The sequence below is a fragment of the Serratia sp. TSA_105.2 genome (assembly GCF_052692115.1).
Genome location: NZ_JBQZFT010000001.1, coordinates 671,238 through 691,518 on the forward strand (window position 1 = coordinate 671,238; position 20,281 = coordinate 691,518).

Below are 20,281 nucleotides of genomic sequence, written 5' to 3' on the forward strand. Positions count from 1 at the left end.
CTAGCGGTCGTCGGCGACGACACAAAGTTCAATCAATGACTGTTCGTCCAGGTTGTCCCACGGGCGATCGGTAAACAGGCGTTGGATCTGCGCCAGGTCCGCAACGTGATGCGGTTCGCAGCGATCCAGCTTCATATGGTCGGCCACCAGCCAGCGCTCGCCGCTGTTAGCCAGCATGGCGCGTTTGACCTCGGCATCGGCCTCCTCGCCGGCGCTCAGCCCCAGCTGCGCATGCACCGCACAGGCGCCCAGCAAGGCAATGTCCGCGCGGTAGCGCGCCAGCAACGCCAGGGTGGCGCCGCCGGCGAACAGCCGCTGGCGCGCATCCCACTGGCCGCCAAGCAGAATCAGGTTGATCTCCGGCCTGTCGCTCAGGCACTGCGCGATATCCAGCGACGCGGTGATCACCGTGGCCGGCCCGCGCAGCGCCTGCGCTACCGCTAGCAGCGTACTGCCCGCATCCAGCATCAGGGTGATGCCGGGCGGGATCTGCGCGGCCACCGCGCGGCCGAGCCGCTGCTTGACCTGCGGCAACAGCGCCGCGCGCGCCTGGCGCGGCATGTCGGACGGTTCGAGCGCGATCGCCCCGCCGTGATGTTTCTGCGCCAACCCTTGCCGCTCGAGATCGGCCAGATCGCGGCGCACGGTATCGACCGAAACGCCGATGGCGCCGGCCAATTCTGCCACCGCCGCCTGCCCGCGTTCGCTGAGCAAATCCAGTAAATGGCGCTGTCGTGCCGCTTTGTGCATGGGTTTATTCCGCAGTAAAAAGCATAAAACAGCAATATACAGCAGAAAACAGCATCAGAGAAGCCGCAATGATGCGCACCGGAGATCAAACATCTTTTCGCCTGCGGGACGATGATGAAGGCATAACGCATAACAATCCGGAGAAGTGATGAGCATCGATCTGACGTTTGAAGACCTGAGCGCGCGCGCCGTGCAATACAACGCCCGCGCTTCGGTGGAAGACTTTGACGCTTGCATGGCGGAATACGCCGCGCTGGCCCAGCGCGCCAGGGCACAGACGCCCGGCATTTACGACCTGCGCTACGGCATGAGCGCCGCAGAGCGCCTCGATCTGTTCCCGGCCTGCACGCAGCCCGCCCCGCTGCTGATCTTTATTCATGGCGGCTACTGGCATTCGCAGCGCAAAGAGGAAGCCTGTTCGATGGCCGCCGCGTTTGCCCGCCGCGGCGTGGCGGTCGCCACGCTGGAATACACGCTGGCGCCGGAAGCGACGCTGGCGGAGATCGTGCACGAGGTGCGCAGCGCCGTCGCCTGGCTTTATCATCACGGGGCGCCTTTCGGCATCGATCCGGCACGCATTTTCGTCAGCGGCAGTTCGGCCGGCGGCCACCTGTGCGGCATGCTGATCGCCGACGGCTGGCAACCACGCTATCGCCTGCCGCCCGACGCGATCAAAGGCGCGCTGGCGCTGAGCGGTCTCTACGATCTGCGCCCGCTGTGCGATATCTACATCAACGACTGGCTGCACCTGACGCCCGAGCAGGCGCAAACCCTCAGCCCGCTGTTTTTGCTGCCGGCGAAGGAACATGCGCCGCAGATATTGCTCGACGTCGGCCAGCGGGAAACCCAAGGGTTTAAAAACCAGACGCAGGCCTATTATGACGCCTGCCTGGCGCGCGGCCTCGACGTCCAGCTGCTGGCCGATCGCCACTGCAATCATTTTACGTTGGTCAACGAACTGGCCGATGCGGAAAGCGCGATGTTTCGGCAGGTGATGGCGATGATTGACGCAACGCAAGCGTAGCCTGCCGTTGCAGCCACAGCCTGGCGGCGATCGCGATCGCCGCCAGTGCGGCAAACATGGCCCCACACAGTAGGCTGCCCTGTAGCCCCCAGGCAGCGATAAACCAACCGCCCACCAGCGACCCCACCGCCACGCCCAGGTTGATAAAGGCGATATACAGCCCGGTGGCGAACGCCGGCGCCTGCGGCGCTTCGGAGGTCAGCCAGACCTGCGTCACGATCAAACCGCTGGTGTGCGCCGCCCCCCAATACAGACAAAGTGCCGTCATCGAGCCGATATTCGCGCTGCCGTAGCGATACAGCAGCGCATAGGCCGCCATCAAGGCTATCGGATGCAGCAGCACCGTCACTGCGCGATGGCGGCTCAACCCCTTGCCGGCCAACAGGTTGCCCGCAACGCCGCCCACCCCGAACGCCACCAGAAGCCAGCCGATGACGCCGCCGCTGAGGCCGATTTCACGGCTGAGGTACTCGGCTGCATAAGCGTAGACGGCAAACATGGCGGCAAAGATCAGCACGCAGGTAGTGATATTCAACCACAGCGTGCCGCTGCGCAGGATTGCCAACTGCTTGCCGTAGCTGAGGCGCTGCACGGTCGCATCAGGCAAGCGCCACAGCAATCCCAGCGCCGCCAGAAGGTTTACCAACGCACAAAACCGGAACGACGCCTCATAGCTGAACTGCCCGGCGATCCATTGCGTCAGCGGTATGCCCAATACCATCCCCATGCTGGTGCCGATAAACGCATAAGCGGTTGCTTTGGTGGCCAGATGCGGCGGATAAAGCGCCGCGGCCGCCACCATGGCCAGTGAAAAGTAGATCGGATGAAACAACGCCGGCAAAATACGCAGCAGCATCAGCATGGCAAAGCTGTCCGCCTGAGCGGCCAGCGTGCTGGCCGCCGCAAACACGGTCAACGCGATCAACAACATGCGTTTGCGATTGAATTGCGATGCCAACAGCACCAACAGCGGCCCGAGCAGTGCAATGGTCAGGGCGAAGATCCCGACCAGCCAGCCGGCCTGCGCCGTGGAGATGCCATAGCGCGCGATGATCTGCGGTAAAATACCCACCACGCCGAACTCGATGCAGTAAACGCCGAACAGCCCCAGCGCGATGAAGAAAATCGGTGGCATCAGGCCCATGACGGCACTCCCGTGGCGGCATAAACCGCCTGACAAATCTCGCCGACAAAGGCGCCGGACATCCCTTCCAGCGCCGTGTTGGTAAACGCCACCGCGCTGAGCTGCCGGGCAGGATCGACGAACCACGAGTGGCCATAGGTGCCGCCCATTCGCCAACTGCCCACAGACTCCGGCGTTTGCGCTGCGACGGGATCTTTCAGCACGGTGATGCCCAGGCCGAAGCCGCGCCCTGGCCAAAACGGCATCGGCAGATCGCCGATTTGGTTGGTGGCCAGCGCCGTCACCCAATCAGCCGGCAGCACCTGCCCGCCCCCCTGACGCAACGCTTCCAGCAGACGCAGGAAATCCTCGGCCGATCCGACCATGCCGGCACCGCCGGAGGCGTACGCCTGCGGATCCAGCGCACGTGCCGGCGACAGATGAAAACCGGCGCTGCCGTCGATGAACGGTAAACGATCCGGCTGGCGCAGGCGGCGCGGCTCGCCGGGATGGTCGGCGTATGCGGCCGCCAAACGCGCGGCGTCCACCGCCAGGAAATCGGTATCCGTCATCGCCAGCGGCCCGGTCACCCATTTTGACCGCCTGCGCCAGCGGCAGGCCGCTCGCGCGTTCAATAACCGCGCCCAACACATCGGTGGCGATGGAATAGCGCCACTCCGCGCCGGGCGGTGCCAACAACGGCGAGGAAGCGATGCGCCGCACATTTTCCTGCAGGCTTACCGCCGCCTCATCCATGCCGTCGGAGACCGCCGACTGAGCGTAAAATCCCCCTTCCGGCTGGAAAAAACGGTAGCTTAATCCGGCTGTGTGGGTCATCAAATGCCATAGCGTCATCAACGGTTGGGTGCCATCCGCCAGTCGCGGACGAAAATCCGGCAGCCAGCGGGTAACGGGATCGTCCAACTGCATGTCTCCTCCCGCCATCATCGCCAGCGCCGCCGTGGACACGATCGGTTTGGACACCGAAGCCAGCCGAAACAGCGTATTGCACGCCATCGGTTTGCCCGCTTCGCGATCTGCCATGCCCGCCGCGCGTCGGTAAACGATCTCACCGCCCTGCGCCACCAAAACGACCGCGCCAACCAATCGTTTTTCACGCAAGGCTTTCTCTATCGCGCCGTCGATCGCGTTGGTGGAGGATCCGTATTCACTCATCTTTATTGCTCCAGGTAGTCAGCCCATGCTGTCGCCACCGAGCATAGAGCGTGGCGATTAACGGAAAAACAGGCTAGATTTCCTTTCATAGCGGACATTCACGTCCGCAATGGGGTAAGCAATGGATAATCTGTCTGGGGTGAGCGTCTTTGTGCAGGCCGCCGAGACGCTGAGCTTCGTTGAGGCCGGCCGCGTGCTCGGCATTTCCGCTTCCGCGGTGGGGAAAAGCATCGCCCGCCTGGAAAACCGGCTGAGTGCACGCCTGTTCCACCGCAGCACGCGCAGCATGACGCTGACCGCCGAAGGCCGGCTGTTTCTGCACCGCTGCCAGCGTATTCTCGGAGAATTGGCGGCGGCGGAACAGGAAATCAGCGATACGCACAGCGCGCCGCGCGGCAAGCTGCGTGTCAGTTTGCCGCTGGTGGGCGGCCTGTTGAATCCGGTGCTGGCGGAATTTGTCCGGCGTTACCCGGAGATTGAGCTGGAAACCGATTTTTCCGACCGCCGGGTCGATGTCATCGAAGAAGGCTTTGATGCCGTAGTTCGCGTCGGCGAGACCGAGGACTCACGACTGATGAGCCGCCAGCTGGGCATGTTTCATCTGCAGTTGGTGGCCTCGCCGGATTATTTGCGCCAGATGGGGATCCCGCATCAACCAGCGGAACTGCAAGGCCATACCTGCCTGCTGTACAAATTTCCCTCGACCGGCAAAGTGGAACCCTGGCCGATCGCCGGATGGGAAAAGCTGCTCGCCGAGGGGATCAACACCCGGCTGGTCTGCAACACCGTCGATACCCTGATTTACCTGGCGGAAAGCGGCCAGGGCATTGCCTGTTTGCCGGATTTTGCCGTGAAGCGCGCACGGGAACAGGGGCGATTGCAGCAGATATTGCGCGAGCATAGTCACCACAGCGGCAGCTTTAAAGTTCTGTGGCCTTCCAGCAAGCATCTGACGCCGAAACTCAGGGTGTTCATCGATACGCTGAGCGCCCGGCTTTTTCGGGATTAGGGGGGTATTTACGCTATGAAGCAAGGAGGGTGCAGGATAATTCGGGGGGAGCCGGAGGACGAGAACCGCCCCCTGGCGTGCCATCAGCCGTTTTTGCGGCCAATAGCGGAAAAGACGTTGAACACTTCACCCAGGCCGTAAATCGCGCCGAGCAAGACGGCTACCATTACCGGCACCAGGACCACCACGGTGGCCAAGCTTTCAATCATTTCTAACATCGTTCTCTCCTGGTTTATAAGCACAGCGAATCTGCGCCGGAAGAAAAGGTTTCCGACCAATCGGTTGAGTATCGTGGGGAGGCAGTCTAAAACGTGAGCTACATCACACTGATGCGAGCTAATGTAACTTACACAATTACATTAAAGCAATGCAAAAAATGCTCTGCGCGTAGCGGGAATTGGCGTGGTTTTTATTGCGTATCCGCTTGATATTGCGGTGAACAAGGGACAAAAGGATAGCCTGCGCGCCGCTCGACCTGCCCGGCCATTTCGGCGATGCTGGTTTGCGCCAGGCTGGCTTCCAGCGCGTGACCGACGCGCGCGAACTCTTGCTCCAGCACCGGGGTAATGGCGTGGCCGATATAGCACGCATCGTTAGGCCGGGTACGGTGCAGCATGAAATACGGTTGATCCTCTACCGCGCGATACACGTCCAGCAGCGAGATCGCTTCCGCCGGCCGCGCCAGCAGCGCCCCGCCGCCTTGCCCCATCTGTGAATAGGTCAGCCCGGCCTCCGCCAGCGCGCCGAGGATGCGCCGCACCACCGTCGGGTTGGTGTTGACGCTGCGCGCGATATCTTCGGAACGCACCGTCTGGCCGCGACACAGCGTGATGTTGGTCAGAATGTGGATGGCAACGGCAAATCGCGTAGAGGTAGACACCTTGGCACCTGCTCAGAGTTTCGTTTATGTCGGATTAAAACATAAGAAAAGCGTATCAATTCCCGGTAATACACATAATGAGTAGGGACAATGAGAATGTCAACCTGCCCCCGCCCGATGGCCGCTGCGGCTCACGCTTCGGTGCGGATCTCCGTCACTTTATCGGGATAAAATGCCAGATGATCCTTGATTGCCACCACGGCGTTGTAGGGCATTTCATAACTCCAGGCCACATTGGCCGCCTGCTCGCCGTTAAGCACAAGGGAGAAATAACTGCAGTCGCCCTTATAAGGGCAGTAGCTGACGTGCTCGTTTTTCTGCAACAGCGCCAGATTCACATCCTCACGCGGAAAGTAAAACACCGGCGGATAGGTGGCTTCCTGCAGGATGAGCACGTTGCGGCTGTCGGCCAGGGTCTGACCGGCTGCACGCACGACAACCCGCGCCGGATGGCGGGTCAAGGTGATTGGGTGGTCCGCGCCGGGGATTTTCACCGGTTTGCCGGATGCGGAAACGAGATCGGACATGGCGGCCTCCAGAGTGTGCGCCCCGCACCCCGCGAGGCGTCTTTCCAGTATAGACCCACGATTTTATCGGCAGCCGCACATTCGGCGAGCAATCGCTTTTCACCGCCGCAAAATTAAGAATTTTTACCTGTTCGATTTTCTTACGGAGGAATACATTCATTCCAACTTCTACCGGCAGGTTAATCGGATTATTTTTAATCCATTAATCAGTCAATTTACCAGGAACTCATTATGAATATTAAACGTGCCACAGGTGTGTTGGTGGTGGTGATGGCAACGCTTTCCGTTACCGCATGTGGGCATATGTCCAATCGCGATCGCAACACGGCGATCGGCGCGGGCGTGGGCGCCGTCGGCGGCGCGGTGCTGACCGACGGCAGCACGCTGGGCACCCTTGGCGGCGCAGCGCTCGGCGGCATTATCGGCCACCAGACCAGCCGTTAATCATCCCGTCAAAAATAATCTCTGCAGGCCGATGCTTTTTTAATCCATAAGCGTCGGCCTGCACTTTTATTTAACCGCTGAACTTTCTCAGGGCACGAAAATAATAAATAACGTTAAGCGCAGCTTTATTATTCATTAACCTGCATCGGAAGTATTTATTGCGCCGGCAGCCTGAAACGCGCCATCGCTTTTTCTAACCGTTCCGACTCGCCCTGCAACAGCTGCGAAGCCTCGGTCACCGCGTTCACCACCGTGCCGGTTTGCCGTGCCACCTGATTCAGCGCCGAGATGCGCGCCGTCACGTCCTGAATGCTCTCCCCCTGATTGAGCGATGCCAGGGAAATGTCCCCCATCAGCGCACTGCATTTGTTCACCAGATCGATAATCTGGCGCAGGTTGCCCGTCAGTAGATCCACCGCCTGCGAACCTTGATCGATTTGCTGCAGCGAACGGTTGATCAACTGCTGAATATCGCGCGTCGAATGGCTGCTCTTTTGCGCCAACAGCCCCACCTCTTTGGCCACGATGGCAAAGCCGCGGCCATGAACGCCGGCGTGCGCCGCCTCGATTGCCGCATTCAGCGCCAGAATATTGGTCTGGAACGCCACGCTGTCGATCAGTGCGACGATGCCGCGCATTTCGGCCGATTGGTTGACGATCCCTTGCATCGAAACATTGACGGTTTCCATCATCTGCTCACCGGCGCCGGCGCACTGCCGGGCCTGTTCGGTTCGTTGGCTGGCCTGCTGCGCGTATTGGCCGTTTTCCTCCACCCGCGCCGCCAGCTGCTGCACGTGCTCGGTCGCCAACTGCAATTCACCGTTCTGCTTCGCCGACTGCGCCGTCAACTGTCGATTGCCGTCCGCCAGCCGCCCGACGCCGTTCAGGATCCCGCTCGCCGCATCGCGCACCTCGCTGACCAGGCGCTGCAGGCCGCCCTGCATGTGGCCAATGCTGGTCTGCAGCTGTTGCATCTCGCGGTTGAATGCCCGCTCAGGCGGCAGCGGCCGCGAAAGATCGCCGGCGGCCAGCACGTTGAGGTGCGCGATTGCCCGCCGCAGCGGTGCGATCACCCAGCGAGAGACGCCGACCCACACCCCCACGGCGATCAGCGCCAGCGCGGCCAGCGCACCGAGCGCAAAGGTCCTGGCTTGCTCCAGCGCCGCCAATTGCCGCACGTTGACATCATCGCCACGCCGTTCGTTCAGCGCCTGATAAGCGAGATACTTTTCGTTGAAATCCGCCTGAAATGCCTGGATCGGCACGGCGAAAAACGCATCGATGCTGCTGCCCTGCAACCCTTGCGCCTGCTCTTTCAGGCCGTCATAGAACAGGCGGTAGCTGTCTTTCAGGGCGCCCGCCGCCTCGGGCGCCTCCGCGCTCAGGCGCTCGAACTGGGCGAAGGCCTGCTCTGAAGCCTGCAGCGCCGCCAACGACTCATCCAGCAGGCTGTGCCAACTGCCGTCGGAGCCGGTGGCTTTGTCCTGCAGGTAATAGATGCCTGCACGGTTCAGACTGTCGCTGGCCGTCAGCAGTGACAGTCTGGCGCGATCCATCGTCGCCTGCTGGCGATGCAAGCCGTCGCCCGCCACCAGGTTAGCCTTGGCGTCGCGCAGAATATTAGAAATAAATACGGTGGAAAACAGTTGCAGCAGAGAAAATAGCGCGATAACGCAAATTACGCCGCTTAATAAGCCCATGCTCTTGCCGAAGCCAAACGCGCGCGGCAGCGCCGCCGCAGATTTTACCCTGCGGCCCAGTGTCAGTTTTATGTTCATGATTTTTATTCAGTAATACCAGGATGCCGCGAGTCTAACGGGCATTGATGACACTAATATTTCAGCCTGCTCTGTGCCGCCCCCGCCGACCAAAACAACCCAATAATCGGTATTGCTCGGCAACTCTCATTTTTATTTCTTGACTTGTTTAATACCGGATTTATAGTTTTCCCATTAAAAAAGAAACAAAGTTTCATATATTAACCGACGCTGAATTTAATATATGAGACGCCCAATAAAATCGTCTCAAATATAAAACCGATGAGCGTAGACACCCTGTTCACAGGTGAAACTCGCTCGCCTTAATAAACAGTCTACTTTCTTCAGGGGCCAGGCATGCGCAAGATCACGCTGTGTTTTTTTCTTTTCTCACCAGTGAGTTATGCGGCTACCGTCGCATTGCCCAACGATGCTGTCGCCACCGCAACGCCGGTAAAAAAAAGCCGCCCGGCATTTCCGCATATTCATTGGCAAAGCGAGGACAATAAAAAGAGTATTGATATCGGCGGCGCGCTGCGCGCCAATTATCGCTATGAAGACTGGCACAGCAGCAATTATCGGAATCCTCCGCATTTACGCTTTGATGCCTTTCGCATCGATGCCGCCGGCCAGGTAAACGACGCGTTTTTCGATAGCGGATTCTGGTTTCAGGATCGGCGCAAATACGCCATCGACCGCGCCTATGTCGGCTACCACCTGTCTGAGCGCTCCGCAGTGCAGCTCGGCGCGCCGTTCAAACCGTTCGGCCTGATGCCCTACCCGCAGTTCGGCTGGTCGTACGGCATTCCGTTTTACCTCGGCTTTGGCGTCAACACCGGGCTGGGCGCCAAATACCAATACCAGCATGACGATTGGGCCTTCGACGCCGCCTACTACCCGCGCATGATGCCGACCGGCGTGCGTTACGCCCCCGACGTCGCCAGCTACGACGATCTGAAGAACACCAACTATGCGTCACAGCACCTGCAGCGCAACGAAAAACGCGATCAGGTAAACCTGCGGCTGACGCGCGCTTTCCATCAGGGCGGCTGGAACAATGAGCTCGGCGGTTCGCTGGCGGCCTCGCGGCTCTATAACCAGGCGACCGGCGATAACGGCAGCTTCTGGGCGGCGGGTTTACATACGCTGGTGAATTACGATCCCTGGCATCTGTCCGGCCAGGTGATCCGCTACGGTTACAACGCCAAAGGCCCGGACGGGGCCAACAATTCGGTGATCCTGATGGGGGGCAACGGCCTGACGCCGGCCTATCTGATCCCGTCGCAGGCCACCACCGCCGCCATCAACCTGGCGCGCGACGTCGACGTGCCCTGGGGGCCGGTGAAAAAGCTGCGGTTCTACAACGATTACAGCGTGCTCTGGAAGGACAGGCACGGCGGCTCCGACTCTAAAATGAACACGCTGGGGGTACAAGTGTTCGCTATGCCGGTGATGCTGTGGGTGGATCTGACCTGGGCGCAGAACGCCAACCCGTGGGGCGGCGTGGAAAACGCCACCGGCTGGACCGGCACCCAGTCCCCCGGCAGCAATAAATGGTATTTTCGCACCAACGTGAACATCGGTTACTACTTCTAAGCGCGGCGGGATCTACACTGAAGTATCGCCGCCAACCGGAGAAGCCACGATGCTGAGCGCACAAACGCTGCATGTTGCCATCAACCGCCCCTGTGACGAGGTGTACGCCTTTCTCAGCCAGCCGGAAAACTTCCCCTTGTGGGCCAAAGGGTTAGCCAACAGCTTGCGACGGGAAAATGAAGACTGGGTGGCGGACACCCCACAGGGGCGGATCCGCATTCGCTTCAGCGCGCCGAATACCTTCGGCGTACTGGATCATTGGGTGACGCTGCCGGACGGCGGTGTGGTCTACGTGCCGCTGCGCGCGTTCGCCAACCGGCACGGCACCGAGGTGATCTTCACCCTGTTCCGCCAGCCGGACATGGACGATGCGCTGTTCGCCCGCGACGCCGAGCTGGTGAACGCCGATCTGCAGGCGCTGAAGCATTACCTTGAGTCCAGCTAACCGCTTGTTGGAACATTTATTTCAATGAAAGACAGCAATTGCGTTCGGGAAAATAAATGTTGTTTTTAGATGTTGATATAAATATGCAATATAAATATTAATCAATGAATCAGGGCGTATCCATAATGAAATCTGCCGTAGACGTTATACCAACAAATTAATACTCTCATTAGCGCTCGTCGTGTAACGGCAAGCATGGAACTCTATTTTCATTAATTAAGGAAGAATGATGAAGTTATCAAATCTGATGCTGCTCACAGCGATTTTAGCCACCACCGTTAGCCTCCCTCTCACCGTTAATGCTACCGAACGCCCGGCAGGCTACTGCTCAAGAATCTACTCACCGGTACCTTATATCACCAAAGAAGGTAAAACTATTCAGGCACCCAATGCTTGCGTAGCGAAATGGTGGGCAACCCAAGGGAAATAACGCGTAAGTCAGACTCGTTGTATTAAATATTGGGTCAGAGATTCTCTGGCCCAATATTACCTGCTTAAATCATTACCCCTTGACCGACGACACCACGTTAAGCGGCTGGGCATCCGGCAGAATATTCATGTGCTCCAGCACCTGGGCCATGATCTTGCCGAACACCGGCCCGGCCACCGAACCGCCGAAGTGCTTGCCGGCTTTCGGGTTGTTGACCATCACCACCAGCGCCACCTGCGGATCGCTGGCCGGCGCCACGCCGGCGGTGTAGTTGATGTAGCCGCCGTCGTATTTGCCGCTCGGGCCCATTTTCTCGGCGGTACCGGTTTTGATCGCCAGCCGATAGCCCGGCACCGCGGCGCTCACCCCGCTGCCACCCGGCAAGGCGTCGCTCTCCATCATATGCACCACCGATCGTACCGTATCCGCCGGTAGAATACGTTGCCCCATCACCGGCGGCGTCACCTTGGTGATCGACAGCGGCCGATAAATGCCGAAGGAACCGATAGCGGCATACTCGCGCGCCATCTGCAGCGGCGTCACGCGCAGCCCATAGCCGAAGGAGAAGGTAGCGCGTTCGATATCGGCCCAGCGTTCACGATGCTGCGGCAGATAGCCGCTGCTCTCGTTGCCGATGCCAAGCTCGGTCGGCCGCCCCAGGCCAAAGCTGCGGTAGACCGCCGGCAGCACCGTGGCCGGCAGCGCCAGCGCAATGTGCGATACCGCGATGTCGCTCGATTTTTGCAGCACGCCGGTGATGGTCAACTTCGACCAGTGGCCGACGTCTTTGATCAGGTGACCGTTCACCCGATACGGCGTGGTGTCCAGCACCGTATCCGGCCGGATCAGCTTATGCTCCAGCCCCACCATCACCACCACCGGTTTCACCGTCGAGCCCGGCTCGAAGCTGTCGCTGCTGCACACATTGCGTATGTCTTTCGCCGGGGTGCTGCCATAGTTGTTCGGGTTGAACGACGGGTAGCTGGCCATGCCGAGGATCTCGCCGGTGTCGATCTTGACCAGCACCGCACAGCCGGAGTCGGCCTGGTTGGCCACCACGCCGTCGCGGATCTGCGCATAGAGCACATACTGGATAAATTTGTCGATGCTGAGCGTCACGTTCGGCGGCGGCACCGGATCCACGCTTTTTAGCACGCCGATCACCGCGCCGCTGCCGTCCTTCTGATAGACCCGCAGGCCGTTTTTGCCCTGCAACAGCGGGTTGAAGCCCAGCTCGATGCCCTCCAGCCCCTGATTGTCCTGGCCGACGATACCGATCAGCCCGGCGGCGTCCTGGCCCATCGGATAAAAGCGGCTGAAATCCTGCTCGGTGCTGACGCCGGTCAGATGCAGTTTGCTGATGTAGGCGGCGTTGTCGTCCTCCACCTTGCGCGCCAGATAGACGAAACGTTTATGCGCGTTGCTCTGGATCAGATGCTGCACGTCCGCCAGCGGGATCTTCAGCACGTTGGCCATGCTCTGCCAGCGCTCGTTGCCGGTGTCGGTCTGGGTATCGAGAATGTGTTTCGGATCCAGCACGATGTCTTTGGACGACACGCTGACCGCCAGCGCCTCATCGTTGCGATCGGTGATCATGGCGCGGTTGGTCGGCACCACCTGGGTACGGATAGAGCGCTGGTCAGCTTGATCCGCCAGCTGCTGGTGCTCCAGCAGCTGCAGATAGCCGACCCTGAACGCCAACAGAAAAAAACAGACCAGCATGCCGGCGCAAATCCAGCCGAAACGAACTGTGGAATAGGTTTTACCGCTTTTTTTGGTCGATGGCGCCACTGTTGTGTTAACCCTGCGTTTTTATTCGGTTTATGGTGTTATTTCAGTCTACCTTGCCCGAAATGGTCAGGAGATTGCAGTTTGTAAGAAAGTAAAAACAAACCGCATCACCGCTGCACATCCGCACTGTCGTTTAACTGCGGTTTACTTTGCGCCGGATCGCCGGGCTGCGGCGCGTTGGCCGGGTCAAAAATGTGGTCGAGTATCGCGCGGGCGGTCGGCCCCGCCACCACGCCGTCGCCGCCGCCGTTTTCCAGGATCAGCGCCATCGCCACCCGGGGGGTTTTGTAAGGCGCGAACAGCGTATAGAAGATGTGATCGCGCAGCCGCACCGGGATCATTTTGGCGTTGTAGGTCTGGTTTTGCTTCAGGCTAAACACCTGCGAGGTGCCGGATTTGGCGGCGATCTGATACGGCGCGGTGTGGAACAGCTTGTAACCGGTGCCGTTCGGCAAGTTGGCCATGCCGTACATGCCGTTACGCACGATGCCCCAGTAAGGCGAGTGGGGATCGCCGATCTGCGCCGCTTGCGCCGGCGGCTGGTAGCGCGTCACCCGGTTGCCCTGCTGCAACGAATACAGCAGGTGCGGCGTTTTCACCTGGCCGTTGTTGATCAGCGTGGTCAGCGCTTTTACCATCTGGATCGGCGTCGCCACCCAATACCCCTGGCCGATGCCCACCGAAACCGTATCCCCCTGATACCAGCCCTTTTTGTGCACCTTCAGCTTCCAGTCGCGGCTCGGCAGCACGCCGCGGTACTCTTCGTTCAGATCGATGCCGGTGGACTGGCCGTAACCGAACTGGCTCAGCCAGTGGTGGATACGGTCGATACCCATCTCATACGCCACCTGATAAAAGAAGGTGTCGGCGGATTCCTCGATCGCTTTGGTGACGTTGAGCATGCCGTGGCCGGTTTTCAGCCAGTCGCGGTAGCGGCGTTCGGTGCCGGGCAGCGTCCAGGTCGGCGCGCCGAAAAAGGTGGTGGTGGGTGTGATCACCCCGGCGAACAGCGCCGAAACGGCCATGTAGGGCTTCACCGTCGACGCCGGCGGGTACAAGCCCTGAGTGACGCGGTTGATCAGCGGCAAATCCGGGTTGGTCAGCAGCGCCTTATAGGCCTGATAGCCGATGCCTTTGACGAAGGGATTGGGATCGTAGCTGGGGCTGGAGACCATCGCCAGGATGCCGCCGTCGCGCGGATCTTCCACCACCACCGCGGCGCGCTGCCCCTTCAGCACCGATTCGATGTACTGCTGCAGCGGTAAATCCAGCGTCAGGTAGATGTTCTTGCCGGCCTTCGGCGGCTGCTCCTTCAGCAGGCGGATCACCCGCCCGTGGTTATCCACCTCCACCTCCTGATAGCCGGTGGTGCCGTGCAGTTCGGACTCGTAATAGGCCTCGATGCCCTGTTTGCCGATGTTGCGGTCGGCGGCATAGTTCTCGCTCAGCCCGGCCTTGTCCAGGCGTTTAAGATCGCTGTCGTTGATCTTCGACACATAGCCCAGCACATGCGCCAACTGGGCGCCGTAGGGATATTCACGCTGTTGATAGGTATCGATCGTCACCCCGTCGAAACGGTATTGATTGACGGCAAAGCGCGCCACTTCGGTGTCGCTCAGCCCGGCTTTGAGCGTCACCGGTTTGTAGCGGCTGTTGTGGTGCATGTCGTCGCGAAACGCGCTGATGTCCTCCGGCGTCAGGTCGACGATCGGCATCAGCGCCTGCAGCAGCGCCGCCATGTCGCTGATTTTGCTGGGTGTGACCTCGATACGATACAGTGTCACGTTTCGCACTAGCGGGGTGCCGTTGCGATCGAAGATCAGCCCGCGGCTGGGGGCGATCGGCAGCATCTTGATGTCGTTCTGATTGGAGCGCGTCTGGTAAAAGCCGTGCTGGCGGATTTGTAGCCGGTAGAGATTGACGATCAGCGCGCCGAAACAAACCACCACCAGCGCCAGCGCTACGCCTGCCCGGCGGATAAACAGCCTTTCTTCCGCAGAGTGGTCGCGAATCTTTTCTTTTAACAGGGCCATGCGGTGCCGTTACCTTTTGCGTCACATTTCCCCGCAAAATCAGGGAACTGAAAAGCCGGCAAGCATAGCGTTATCGGGCGCACCGCCCCATGAAAAGGTTGCTAATGAAATGGCATAACTGTTTCAGCATATTGGAATGTTACCGTCGGCGTTTTTTTCACCGCGCTTCCCATTGAGCCGCCGTTCGCCCCAATGCTACAATGTGATCTTAATCACACTATTCCCGATATTCCCCCGCATTTCCCTGTCGGCGCCCTGCCGGATGCGGCTTTTTGTTACATAGGATCGAGTTCGATGAGTACCATTGCCACCGGTTTAGTCATGATGCGCTGGGAGTTGCTGAGCGCCGTGATGATGTTCTTCGCCAGCCAGTTAAACGTCGTTTGCCGTAAGACCAGCCGCAACGGCATGGCGTTCATGTTCAGCAGCCTGGGCCTGTTTACCGCCTGCTGGTTCGTGATGGGCCTGATGGGCATCCACCTGACCCTGGAAGCCTTCACCCAATTCTGGTCTTCGGCCTGGGATCGCTACGTGGACGTGGTCAGCACCATGCCGGTCGATTGGCCGATGCCGTAATCTCGCCGCAGGGGCGGCGCACCGGCCGCCCCGCCGATTATTCCGTTTCCGTTGACGGCGCCGCCGCCAGCCGCGCCATCAAGGCCCCCGCCTCAATCAACAGCGCCTGCTCTCGTTCCGTTAAACAGCTCTCCATCGCCGCCAGCAGCCACGCCTCGCGCCGGCTGCGGCTTTGCTGCAGCAGGCCCAGCCCGGCGGGCGTCAGGCGCACCCGCACCCGGCGTTTGTCTTCGGCGTCCGGCGTGCGCACCAGCAAGCCATCGGCCTCCAGCTCACGCAAGGCGGCCGCCAGGTTAGAGGAGCGCATGCGCTCCGATTCCGCCAGCAGCGACGGCGTCGCCTCGCCGCCGTGGCGATCGATAGCCCCCAACAGCATCAGTTGAGCCCAGGATTTTTCGTCGCTGCGCGATTCGCGCCGTAAACGGCGCACCAGCGACATTAATTGCGTGCGCAGCAGCGTCACGTCTTCAGGATGATCTTTTTTCATTGGCATAAATCTAGCGTTCAGTTTATCCCTGCTTTCACACCGCCGGATCGCGCGGTACCCTTCCTGGCTACCGCGCCGCTCTGGCTTAACCTAGTTACCTATGATAATATAGCTATTAATATATAGCAAAAAAGACACTGCATCGGCAGGGTTACGTTTGCTCACGCATTTGCCCCTCGCCGATTAATTTGCAGTGTTATTATTATTTTGCTTAATAAATCCCTCCTTATTCAACGTGGTACGGTAAGCCGATGGAAGCGTGGAAAGTCAATCTGATCTCGGTCTGGCTCGGGTGTTTCTTCACCGGGCTGGCGATGAGCCAAATCCTCCCTTTTCTGCCGCTGTACGTCGAACAGCTCGGCGTCAGCGATCACCAATCCCTCAGCCTGTGGTCCGGGCTGGTGTTCAGCGGCACCTTTTTGGTCTCGGCGGTAGTCTCACCGCTGTGGGGCAGCCTGGCCGACCGCAAAGGCCGCAAGCTGATGCTGCTGCGCGCCTCGCTGGGCATGGCGATTGTCATCGCGCTGCAGGGGCTGGCCACCAACGTCTGGCAGCTGTTCGCGCTGCGCGCCCTGATGGGGCTGACGTCCGGCTATATTCCCAACGCCATGGCGCTGGTCGCCTCGCAGGCGCCGCGCGATAAAAGCGGCTGGGCGCTGGGCACGCTCTCTACCGGGCAGATCTCCGGCGTGATCGCCGGGCCGCTCTTGGGCGGGCTGATGGCCGATCATCTGGGGCTGCGGGTGGTATTTTTCGTCACCGCCGGGCTGATGTTCGTCAGCTTCCTGGTGACGCTGTTCCTGATTAAAGAGCGGCGCATCACGGTGAAAAAAGCGGATCAGCTGAGCGGCAAGGCGGTATTCCGTTCGCTGCCCTATCCGACGCTGATCGTCACCCTGTTCGTTTGTACCCTGATGATTCAGCTGGCCAACTCGTCCATCAGCCCGATCCTGACGCTGTTCATCCGCGAGCTGTCCGGCGACGTCAGCAATATCGCCTTTGTCAGCGGCATGATCGCCGCCGTGCCCGGCATTGCGGCGCTGATCTCGGCACCGCGCCTCGGGCGCCTCGGCGATCGCATCGGCACCGCGCGCATCCTGATCGCCGCGCTGCTGTTCACCACCGGCCTTTTCGCCGTGATGGCCTGGGTCAATACGCCGCTGCAGCTGGGCATTCTGCGTTTCCTGCTCGGCTTCGCCGACGGCGCGCTAATGCCGGCGGTGCAGGCGCTGCTGCTGAAGTATTCCTCCGATCAGGTGACCGGGCGCATCTTCGGTTACAACCAGTCCTTTATGTATCTGGGCAACGTGGTTGGTCCGCTGCTGGGTTCGGGCATTTCGGCGATGATGGGGTTCCGCTGGGTGTTCGCGGTGACGGCGGTGTTGGTGCTTTGCAATGCGCTGCAGCTGCGCCATCAGTTCAAAAAAGTGGAGAATCAACGCGCGGGATAACGGGGAATGCGGGGAAACGCCTCAAGCAGTGGTGGGACAATGACGCCCATCAACCGTGCCACCACTGCCAAAGGCGGCCGTAGCCTACTCGACGCGGCGGTCATTTAATATTTATGTAAGTAAATAAAGTGTTGCGGGCGTGTTGAGGGCCGCCGCAGCGGCCCTTGCGGATCAGAACATGGTATTGTCGTTAGCCGATTTTTCCGGCACATCCTGATTGACGTCCCAATGCTCGGTGATTTTCCCCTGATCGTTCACCCGATAAATATCCACGCTGGCGGTGCCGCGATCCTGCGGGTTATTTTGGTATTTGACGTGAACGTAGACCAGATCGCCGTTGACCGCGCTGCGGTATATTTTGGCGCTGTACTGCGGATTGTCCTTAAAGGTCTGGCTGAAGAAATCCAGGAACGGCTTGATGCCGTCGCCGACGAACGGGTTATGCTGCTTGTAGTTTTCCACAATCAGCCTCTGCGCCACGCCGATGTCATGGCGGTTGAAGAAGCCAGCGTACAGATCTTCCACCACCTTCAGCTTCTGCTGGGCATGATGATAACCGCCTTTGCCGGCCGATTTGTAAGACGCCGCCTGATCCGTTGACAGCGCCGGGTAACTCGCCAGCAAGCCGCCGACGATCGCACAGGTGATCAATGCCTTTTTCATAACTGCTCCTTATTTTCCTGAGTGACCTACGATTTTCAGCTGCCCTTTCAGATGGGTGAAGCTGCCGTCCTTGGCGGCGATGTTGGTGTACACCTCGCCGCGCTCAAAGTCCTCGATATGCGTCACGTTGTCGCCGGACTGCGGTTCGTGCCAATAAACCATGTAAACCTTCGGCCGAATCTCCACTGCGGTGTACTGCACCGTATCGGTGATGCCCTGCGACGCCTCGCCGATGCCGGTGAAGGTCATGGTCTTGTCATCGGTAAAATCCAGCTTGAAGGCGAAATCGCCGAAGGTCACCTGCACCACTTTACCGACCGCAATGAACTGCCCGTGTTTTTCCGTCATCGTCGCCGCCTTACTGTTTGTCAGGGAGGGTTGCGCCGCCGTAGCGGCGGGCAATGCGAGGGGGAAAGTCAGGGCTATCGCCAGCGCGATGCCCGTTCGCTTCACTGTTTTCATCGTTCCTTCTCCTTTCCGTGGTTGAAAACGAGAATCATTATTATTTCTTAAGGGTTGGCGGAAATATAAGAATAATCTCTATTCCCATCAGGCACCTGGCGGCAAAAAAAGACGGGGGAAAATCGCCGTAAAATGGCATGGCAATAGCGCGTTCTGGCCATTGGTTTTTACGCAATGAACGGAATTTCTGCTTACAGGAAGGGAAACCACTCGGGGATTTGATGGGTCTATAGCGCAGACCGCTTTAAGCTAATGCGTATTTGTTCTTAAGCCGCTCACCGCCGGCAGGCGGCGGCGAACGGCGTGGCGTTTACCGCAGCCAGGGCGTATAGGTGACGCCGACCAGCAACCCTTCCGGGCTGAGCAAACGGGTAACGCTCTGCCCCCACGGCTCTTCGCGGTTGGCGACCAACAGCCGATAACCGCGATCGACCAGCCCCTGGGTGGCGGCCGCCATGTCGGCCACGTCGAACTCGATCCACGCCTGCGGCACCGCGAGATCCGCCGGCCAGCGATCGTCGCCAAAGCAGGACTGCGCCGCCTGCGCCAGCGGCCACAGGGCGAAATGCTTCACCCCGTCCAGCGCGCCTTGCTCCGACAGCAGATAGGTTTCGTTGCCCGGCATCGGCTTGAGCGGCAGCCCCAGCGCCTCGACATAAAACGCCTTGCTCTCGTCGTTCTCACGCGTGATGGGCCCGAATCCGGCGACAAACAACACGCCCAGCCCGGCAAACTGTTGATCCATGCTGCACCCCCTTTCGGTTAGCGCCCCAGCCGCACCTGCAGCGGAGCAAATCCATAGGCCGCCTTGAAGCGGTTGCTGAAATGGCTGGCGGAACTGAAGCCGCACGCCAGCGCGATCTCGGTGATCGGCTGTTGGCTATGCCGCAACAGCTGTTCCGCCCGCTGCAGCCGGGCGCGCATCACGAACTGGTGCGGCGCCAGGCCGGTGGCGTGCTTGAACATGCGGGCGAAATGGTATTCGCTCAACCCGGCCTGCGCCGCCAGATCCGCCAACAGCAAAGGCCGTTCAAGGTGGTTTTCGATATATTCCCGCACCCGCCTGGCCACCGCAGGCGCCAGGCCGCCGCGCGCCTGCGGCAGCTTCCACTGCAGCTGGCTGTAACGCTGGATCAGATGCGACATCAGCAGGTTAGACGCGCTGCTGAGCGCCAGCAGATTGGCGCTGTCCCGCCAGTCGCAGTTGAGCAAAAACTGGCGATACAGCAGCGTGATCTGCGGATCTTCGCCGAAGCTGCGCGGCTCCACGTTGATCGCCGCCGGGCTGCGATCCCAGGTCTGCTCCGCCAGCTGCCGCAGATGCCCGTCGGTGCAATACAGGTGCACGAACGACAAATCGCTGCGCACATCCCAGGTGGAGGCGTATTGGCGCGGCATGATGCAGAACCGATCCGGCCCGCCGCCGTTGCGCCAGCCGCCCGGCACCTGCTGGTAGCACTCATAGCCGTCGGCGACGTACAGGCTCAGGGTATGGTGGTCGGCGCTTTCCTGCGTGACGCGATCGTTGCAGTTGGACCAGGCGGCCAGCTCCACGCCGGTGCCCAGCAGCACGCTGCCGTGCAGCCGCGCCTTGTGCTCACGCAGTGTTTCAAACGCCTGATAGTTGGACATCGCCGGCCCCGTTGTTCGACATGCC

The 20,281-nt window shown here is 59.9% G+C and carries 21 protein-coding genes and 1 pseudogene; 8 read left to right on the plus strand and 14 right to left on the minus strand.

Annotated features, from left to right (window positions below; all coding sequences use genetic code 11):
* Positions 1-750: a DeoR family transcriptional regulator gene (locus ACUTSC_RS02965; protein ID WP_197767181.1), complete on the minus strand. Its 750-nt coding sequence runs from the start codon at positions 748-750 to the stop codon at positions 1-3.
* Positions 751-898: 148 nt separating this feature from the next.
* Here ACUTSC_RS02965 and ACUTSC_RS02970 point away from each other — a divergent pair, with 148 nt between their 5' ends.
* Positions 899-1,774 carry an alpha/beta hydrolase fold domain-containing protein gene (locus ACUTSC_RS02970; RefSeq protein WP_197767180.1) on the plus strand — a complete coding sequence of 292 codons (876 nt, stop codon included), beginning with the start codon at positions 899-901 and terminating at the stop codon, positions 1,772-1,774.
* Here ACUTSC_RS02970 and ACUTSC_RS02975 read toward each other — a convergent pair.
* Both ACUTSC_RS02975 and ACUTSC_RS02980 read right to left on the minus strand, forming a co-directional pair.
* On the minus strand, positions 1,701-2,918 hold the full coding sequence (locus ACUTSC_RS02975) for an MFS transporter (RefSeq protein WP_197767179.1): 1,218 nt from the start codon (positions 2,916-2,918) through the stop codon (positions 1,701-1,703). The two genes, ACUTSC_RS02970 and ACUTSC_RS02975, sit on opposite strands and share 74 nt — an antisense overlap.
* Positions 2,909-4,073 (minus strand): annotated as a pseudogene (locus ACUTSC_RS02980) (serine hydrolase domain-containing protein). The gene ACUTSC_RS02975 and the pseudogene ACUTSC_RS02980 overlap by 10 nt, the downstream one beginning before the upstream one ends.
* A gap of 121 nt (positions 4,074-4,194) precedes the next feature.
* Between ACUTSC_RS02980 and ACUTSC_RS02985 the strand changes: the two are divergent.
* A complete protein-coding gene (locus ACUTSC_RS02985) occupies positions 4,195-5,082 on the plus strand; it encodes a LysR substrate-binding domain-containing protein (RefSeq protein WP_197767177.1) in 888 nt (295 codons plus the stop codon).
* A gap of 83 nt (positions 5,083-5,165) precedes the next feature.
* Here ACUTSC_RS02985 and ACUTSC_RS02990 read toward each other — a convergent pair whose 3' ends face one another.
* From ACUTSC_RS02990 to ACUTSC_RS03000, 3 genes are all read right to left on the minus strand, one after another.
* Positions 5,166-5,300 (minus strand): AcrZ family multidrug efflux pump-associated protein, encoded by a 135-nt coding sequence (locus ACUTSC_RS02990; RefSeq protein ID WP_033643027.1) that lies wholly within the window; start codon positions 5,298-5,300, stop codon positions 5,166-5,168.
* 191 nt (positions 5,301-5,491) lie between these two features.
* Positions 5,492-5,962, minus strand: a complete 471-nt coding sequence (locus ACUTSC_RS02995) for an Rrf2 family transcriptional regulator (RefSeq protein ID WP_048321542.1) — start codon at positions 5,960-5,962, stop codon at positions 5,492-5,494.
* A 131-nt stretch (positions 5,963-6,093) separates the two neighbouring features.
* On the minus strand, positions 6,094-6,489 hold the full coding sequence (locus ACUTSC_RS03000; protein ID WP_197767176.1) for a DUF427 domain-containing protein: 396 nt from the start codon (positions 6,487-6,489) through the stop codon (positions 6,094-6,096).
* Between the two features lie 231 nt (positions 6,490-6,720).
* Here ACUTSC_RS03000 and osmB point away from each other — a divergent pair, with 231 nt between their 5' ends.
* Positions 6,721-6,933 (plus strand): osmotically-inducible lipoprotein OsmB, encoded by a 213-nt coding sequence (osmB, locus tag ACUTSC_RS03005; RefSeq protein ID WP_044031272.1) that lies wholly within the window; start codon positions 6,721-6,723, stop codon positions 6,931-6,933.
* Between the two features lie 155 nt (positions 6,934-7,088).
* Here osmB and ACUTSC_RS03010 read toward each other — a convergent pair whose 3' ends face one another.
* Positions 7,089-8,633, minus strand: coding sequence for a methyl-accepting chemotaxis protein (locus ACUTSC_RS03010; RefSeq protein ID WP_197767407.1), 1,545 nt, complete (start codon positions 8,631-8,633; stop codon positions 7,089-7,091).
* Between the two features lie 414 nt (positions 8,634-9,047).
* Between ACUTSC_RS03010 and ACUTSC_RS03015 the strand changes: the two genes are divergently transcribed.
* The 3 genes from ACUTSC_RS03015 to ACUTSC_RS03025 all read left to right on the plus strand — a co-directional run bounded on the left by ACUTSC_RS03015 (position 9,048) and on the right by ACUTSC_RS03025 (position 11,161).
* Positions 9,048-10,286 carry a hypothetical protein gene (locus ACUTSC_RS03015; RefSeq protein ID WP_197767175.1) on the plus strand — a complete coding sequence of 413 codons (1,239 nt, stop codon included), beginning with the start codon at positions 9,048-9,050 and terminating at the stop codon, positions 10,284-10,286.
* A gap of 49 nt (positions 10,287-10,335) precedes the next feature.
* Positions 10,336-10,731 carry an SRPBCC family protein gene (locus ACUTSC_RS03020; RefSeq protein WP_197767174.1) on the plus strand — a complete coding sequence of 132 codons (396 nt, stop codon included), beginning with the start codon at positions 10,336-10,338 and terminating at the stop codon, positions 10,729-10,731.
* A 229-nt stretch (positions 10,732-10,960) separates the two neighbouring features.
* Positions 10,961-11,161, plus strand: coding sequence for a hypothetical protein (locus tag ACUTSC_RS03025; RefSeq protein WP_071605288.1), 201 nt, complete (start codon positions 10,961-10,963; stop codon positions 11,159-11,161).
* A 72-nt stretch (positions 11,162-11,233) separates the two neighbouring features.
* Here ACUTSC_RS03025 and ACUTSC_RS03030 read toward each other — a convergent pair whose 3' ends face one another.
* Together ACUTSC_RS03030 and mrdA are read right to left on the minus strand one after the other, a co-directional pair.
* On the minus strand, positions 11,234-12,952 hold the full coding sequence (locus tag ACUTSC_RS03030) for a penicillin-binding transpeptidase domain-containing protein (RefSeq protein WP_038875183.1): 1,719 nt from the start codon (positions 12,950-12,952) through the stop codon (positions 11,234-11,236).
* 107 nt (positions 12,953-13,059) lie between these two features.
* Positions 13,060-14,985, minus strand: coding sequence for a penicillin-binding protein 2 (gene mrdA, locus ACUTSC_RS03035; protein ID WP_197767173.1), 1,926 nt, complete (start codon positions 14,983-14,985; stop codon positions 13,060-13,062).
* Between the two features lie 294 nt (positions 14,986-15,279).
* On the opposite strand from mrdA, the gene ACUTSC_RS03040 reads away from it, so the two are divergent.
* Complete coding sequence (locus tag ACUTSC_RS03040) at positions 15,280-15,561, plus strand: YjcB family protein (RefSeq protein WP_033634498.1); 282 nt, start codon at positions 15,280-15,282, stop codon at positions 15,559-15,561.
* Between the two features lie 37 nt (positions 15,562-15,598).
* On the opposite strand, the gene ACUTSC_RS03045 is transcribed toward ACUTSC_RS03040, so the two are convergent.
* A complete protein-coding gene (locus ACUTSC_RS03045) occupies positions 15,599-16,048 on the minus strand; it encodes a MarR family winged helix-turn-helix transcriptional regulator (protein ID WP_038875187.1) in 450 nt (149 codons plus the stop codon).
* 251 nt (positions 16,049-16,299) lie between these two features.
* Between ACUTSC_RS03045 and ACUTSC_RS03050 the strand changes: the two genes are divergently transcribed.
* On the plus strand, positions 16,300-17,499 hold the full coding sequence (locus ACUTSC_RS03050; RefSeq protein WP_004940721.1) for a multidrug efflux MFS transporter: 1,200 nt from the start codon (positions 16,300-16,302) through the stop codon (positions 17,497-17,499).
* Positions 17,500-17,670: 171 nt separating this feature from the next.
* On the opposite strand, the gene ACUTSC_RS03055 is transcribed toward ACUTSC_RS03050, so the two are convergent.
* From ACUTSC_RS03055 to ACUTSC_RS03070, 4 genes are all read right to left on the minus strand, one after another.
* Positions 17,671-18,162 carry a nuclear transport factor 2 family protein gene (locus ACUTSC_RS03055; protein WP_047727596.1) on the minus strand — a complete coding sequence of 164 codons (492 nt, stop codon included), beginning with the start codon at positions 18,160-18,162 and terminating at the stop codon, positions 17,671-17,673.
* 9 nt (positions 18,163-18,171) lie between these two features.
* Entirely contained in the window at positions 18,172-18,624 is a 453-nt protein-coding gene (locus tag ACUTSC_RS03060) for a MoaF-related domain-containing protein (protein ID WP_204275775.1), read from the minus strand.
* Between the two features lie 310 nt (positions 18,625-18,934).
* Positions 18,935-19,369: a glyoxalase gene (locus tag ACUTSC_RS03065; RefSeq protein ID WP_197658281.1), complete on the minus strand. Its 435-nt coding sequence runs from the start codon at positions 19,367-19,369 to the stop codon at positions 18,935-18,937.
* 17 nt (positions 19,370-19,386) lie between these two features.
* The gene (locus ACUTSC_RS03070; protein ID WP_197808495.1) at positions 19,387-20,256 is read right to left on the minus strand and encodes a helix-turn-helix domain-containing protein; all 870 of its coding nucleotides are present in this window, start codon (positions 20,254-20,256) and stop codon (positions 19,387-19,389) included.
* Positions 20,257-20,281 lie beyond the last annotated feature (25 nt).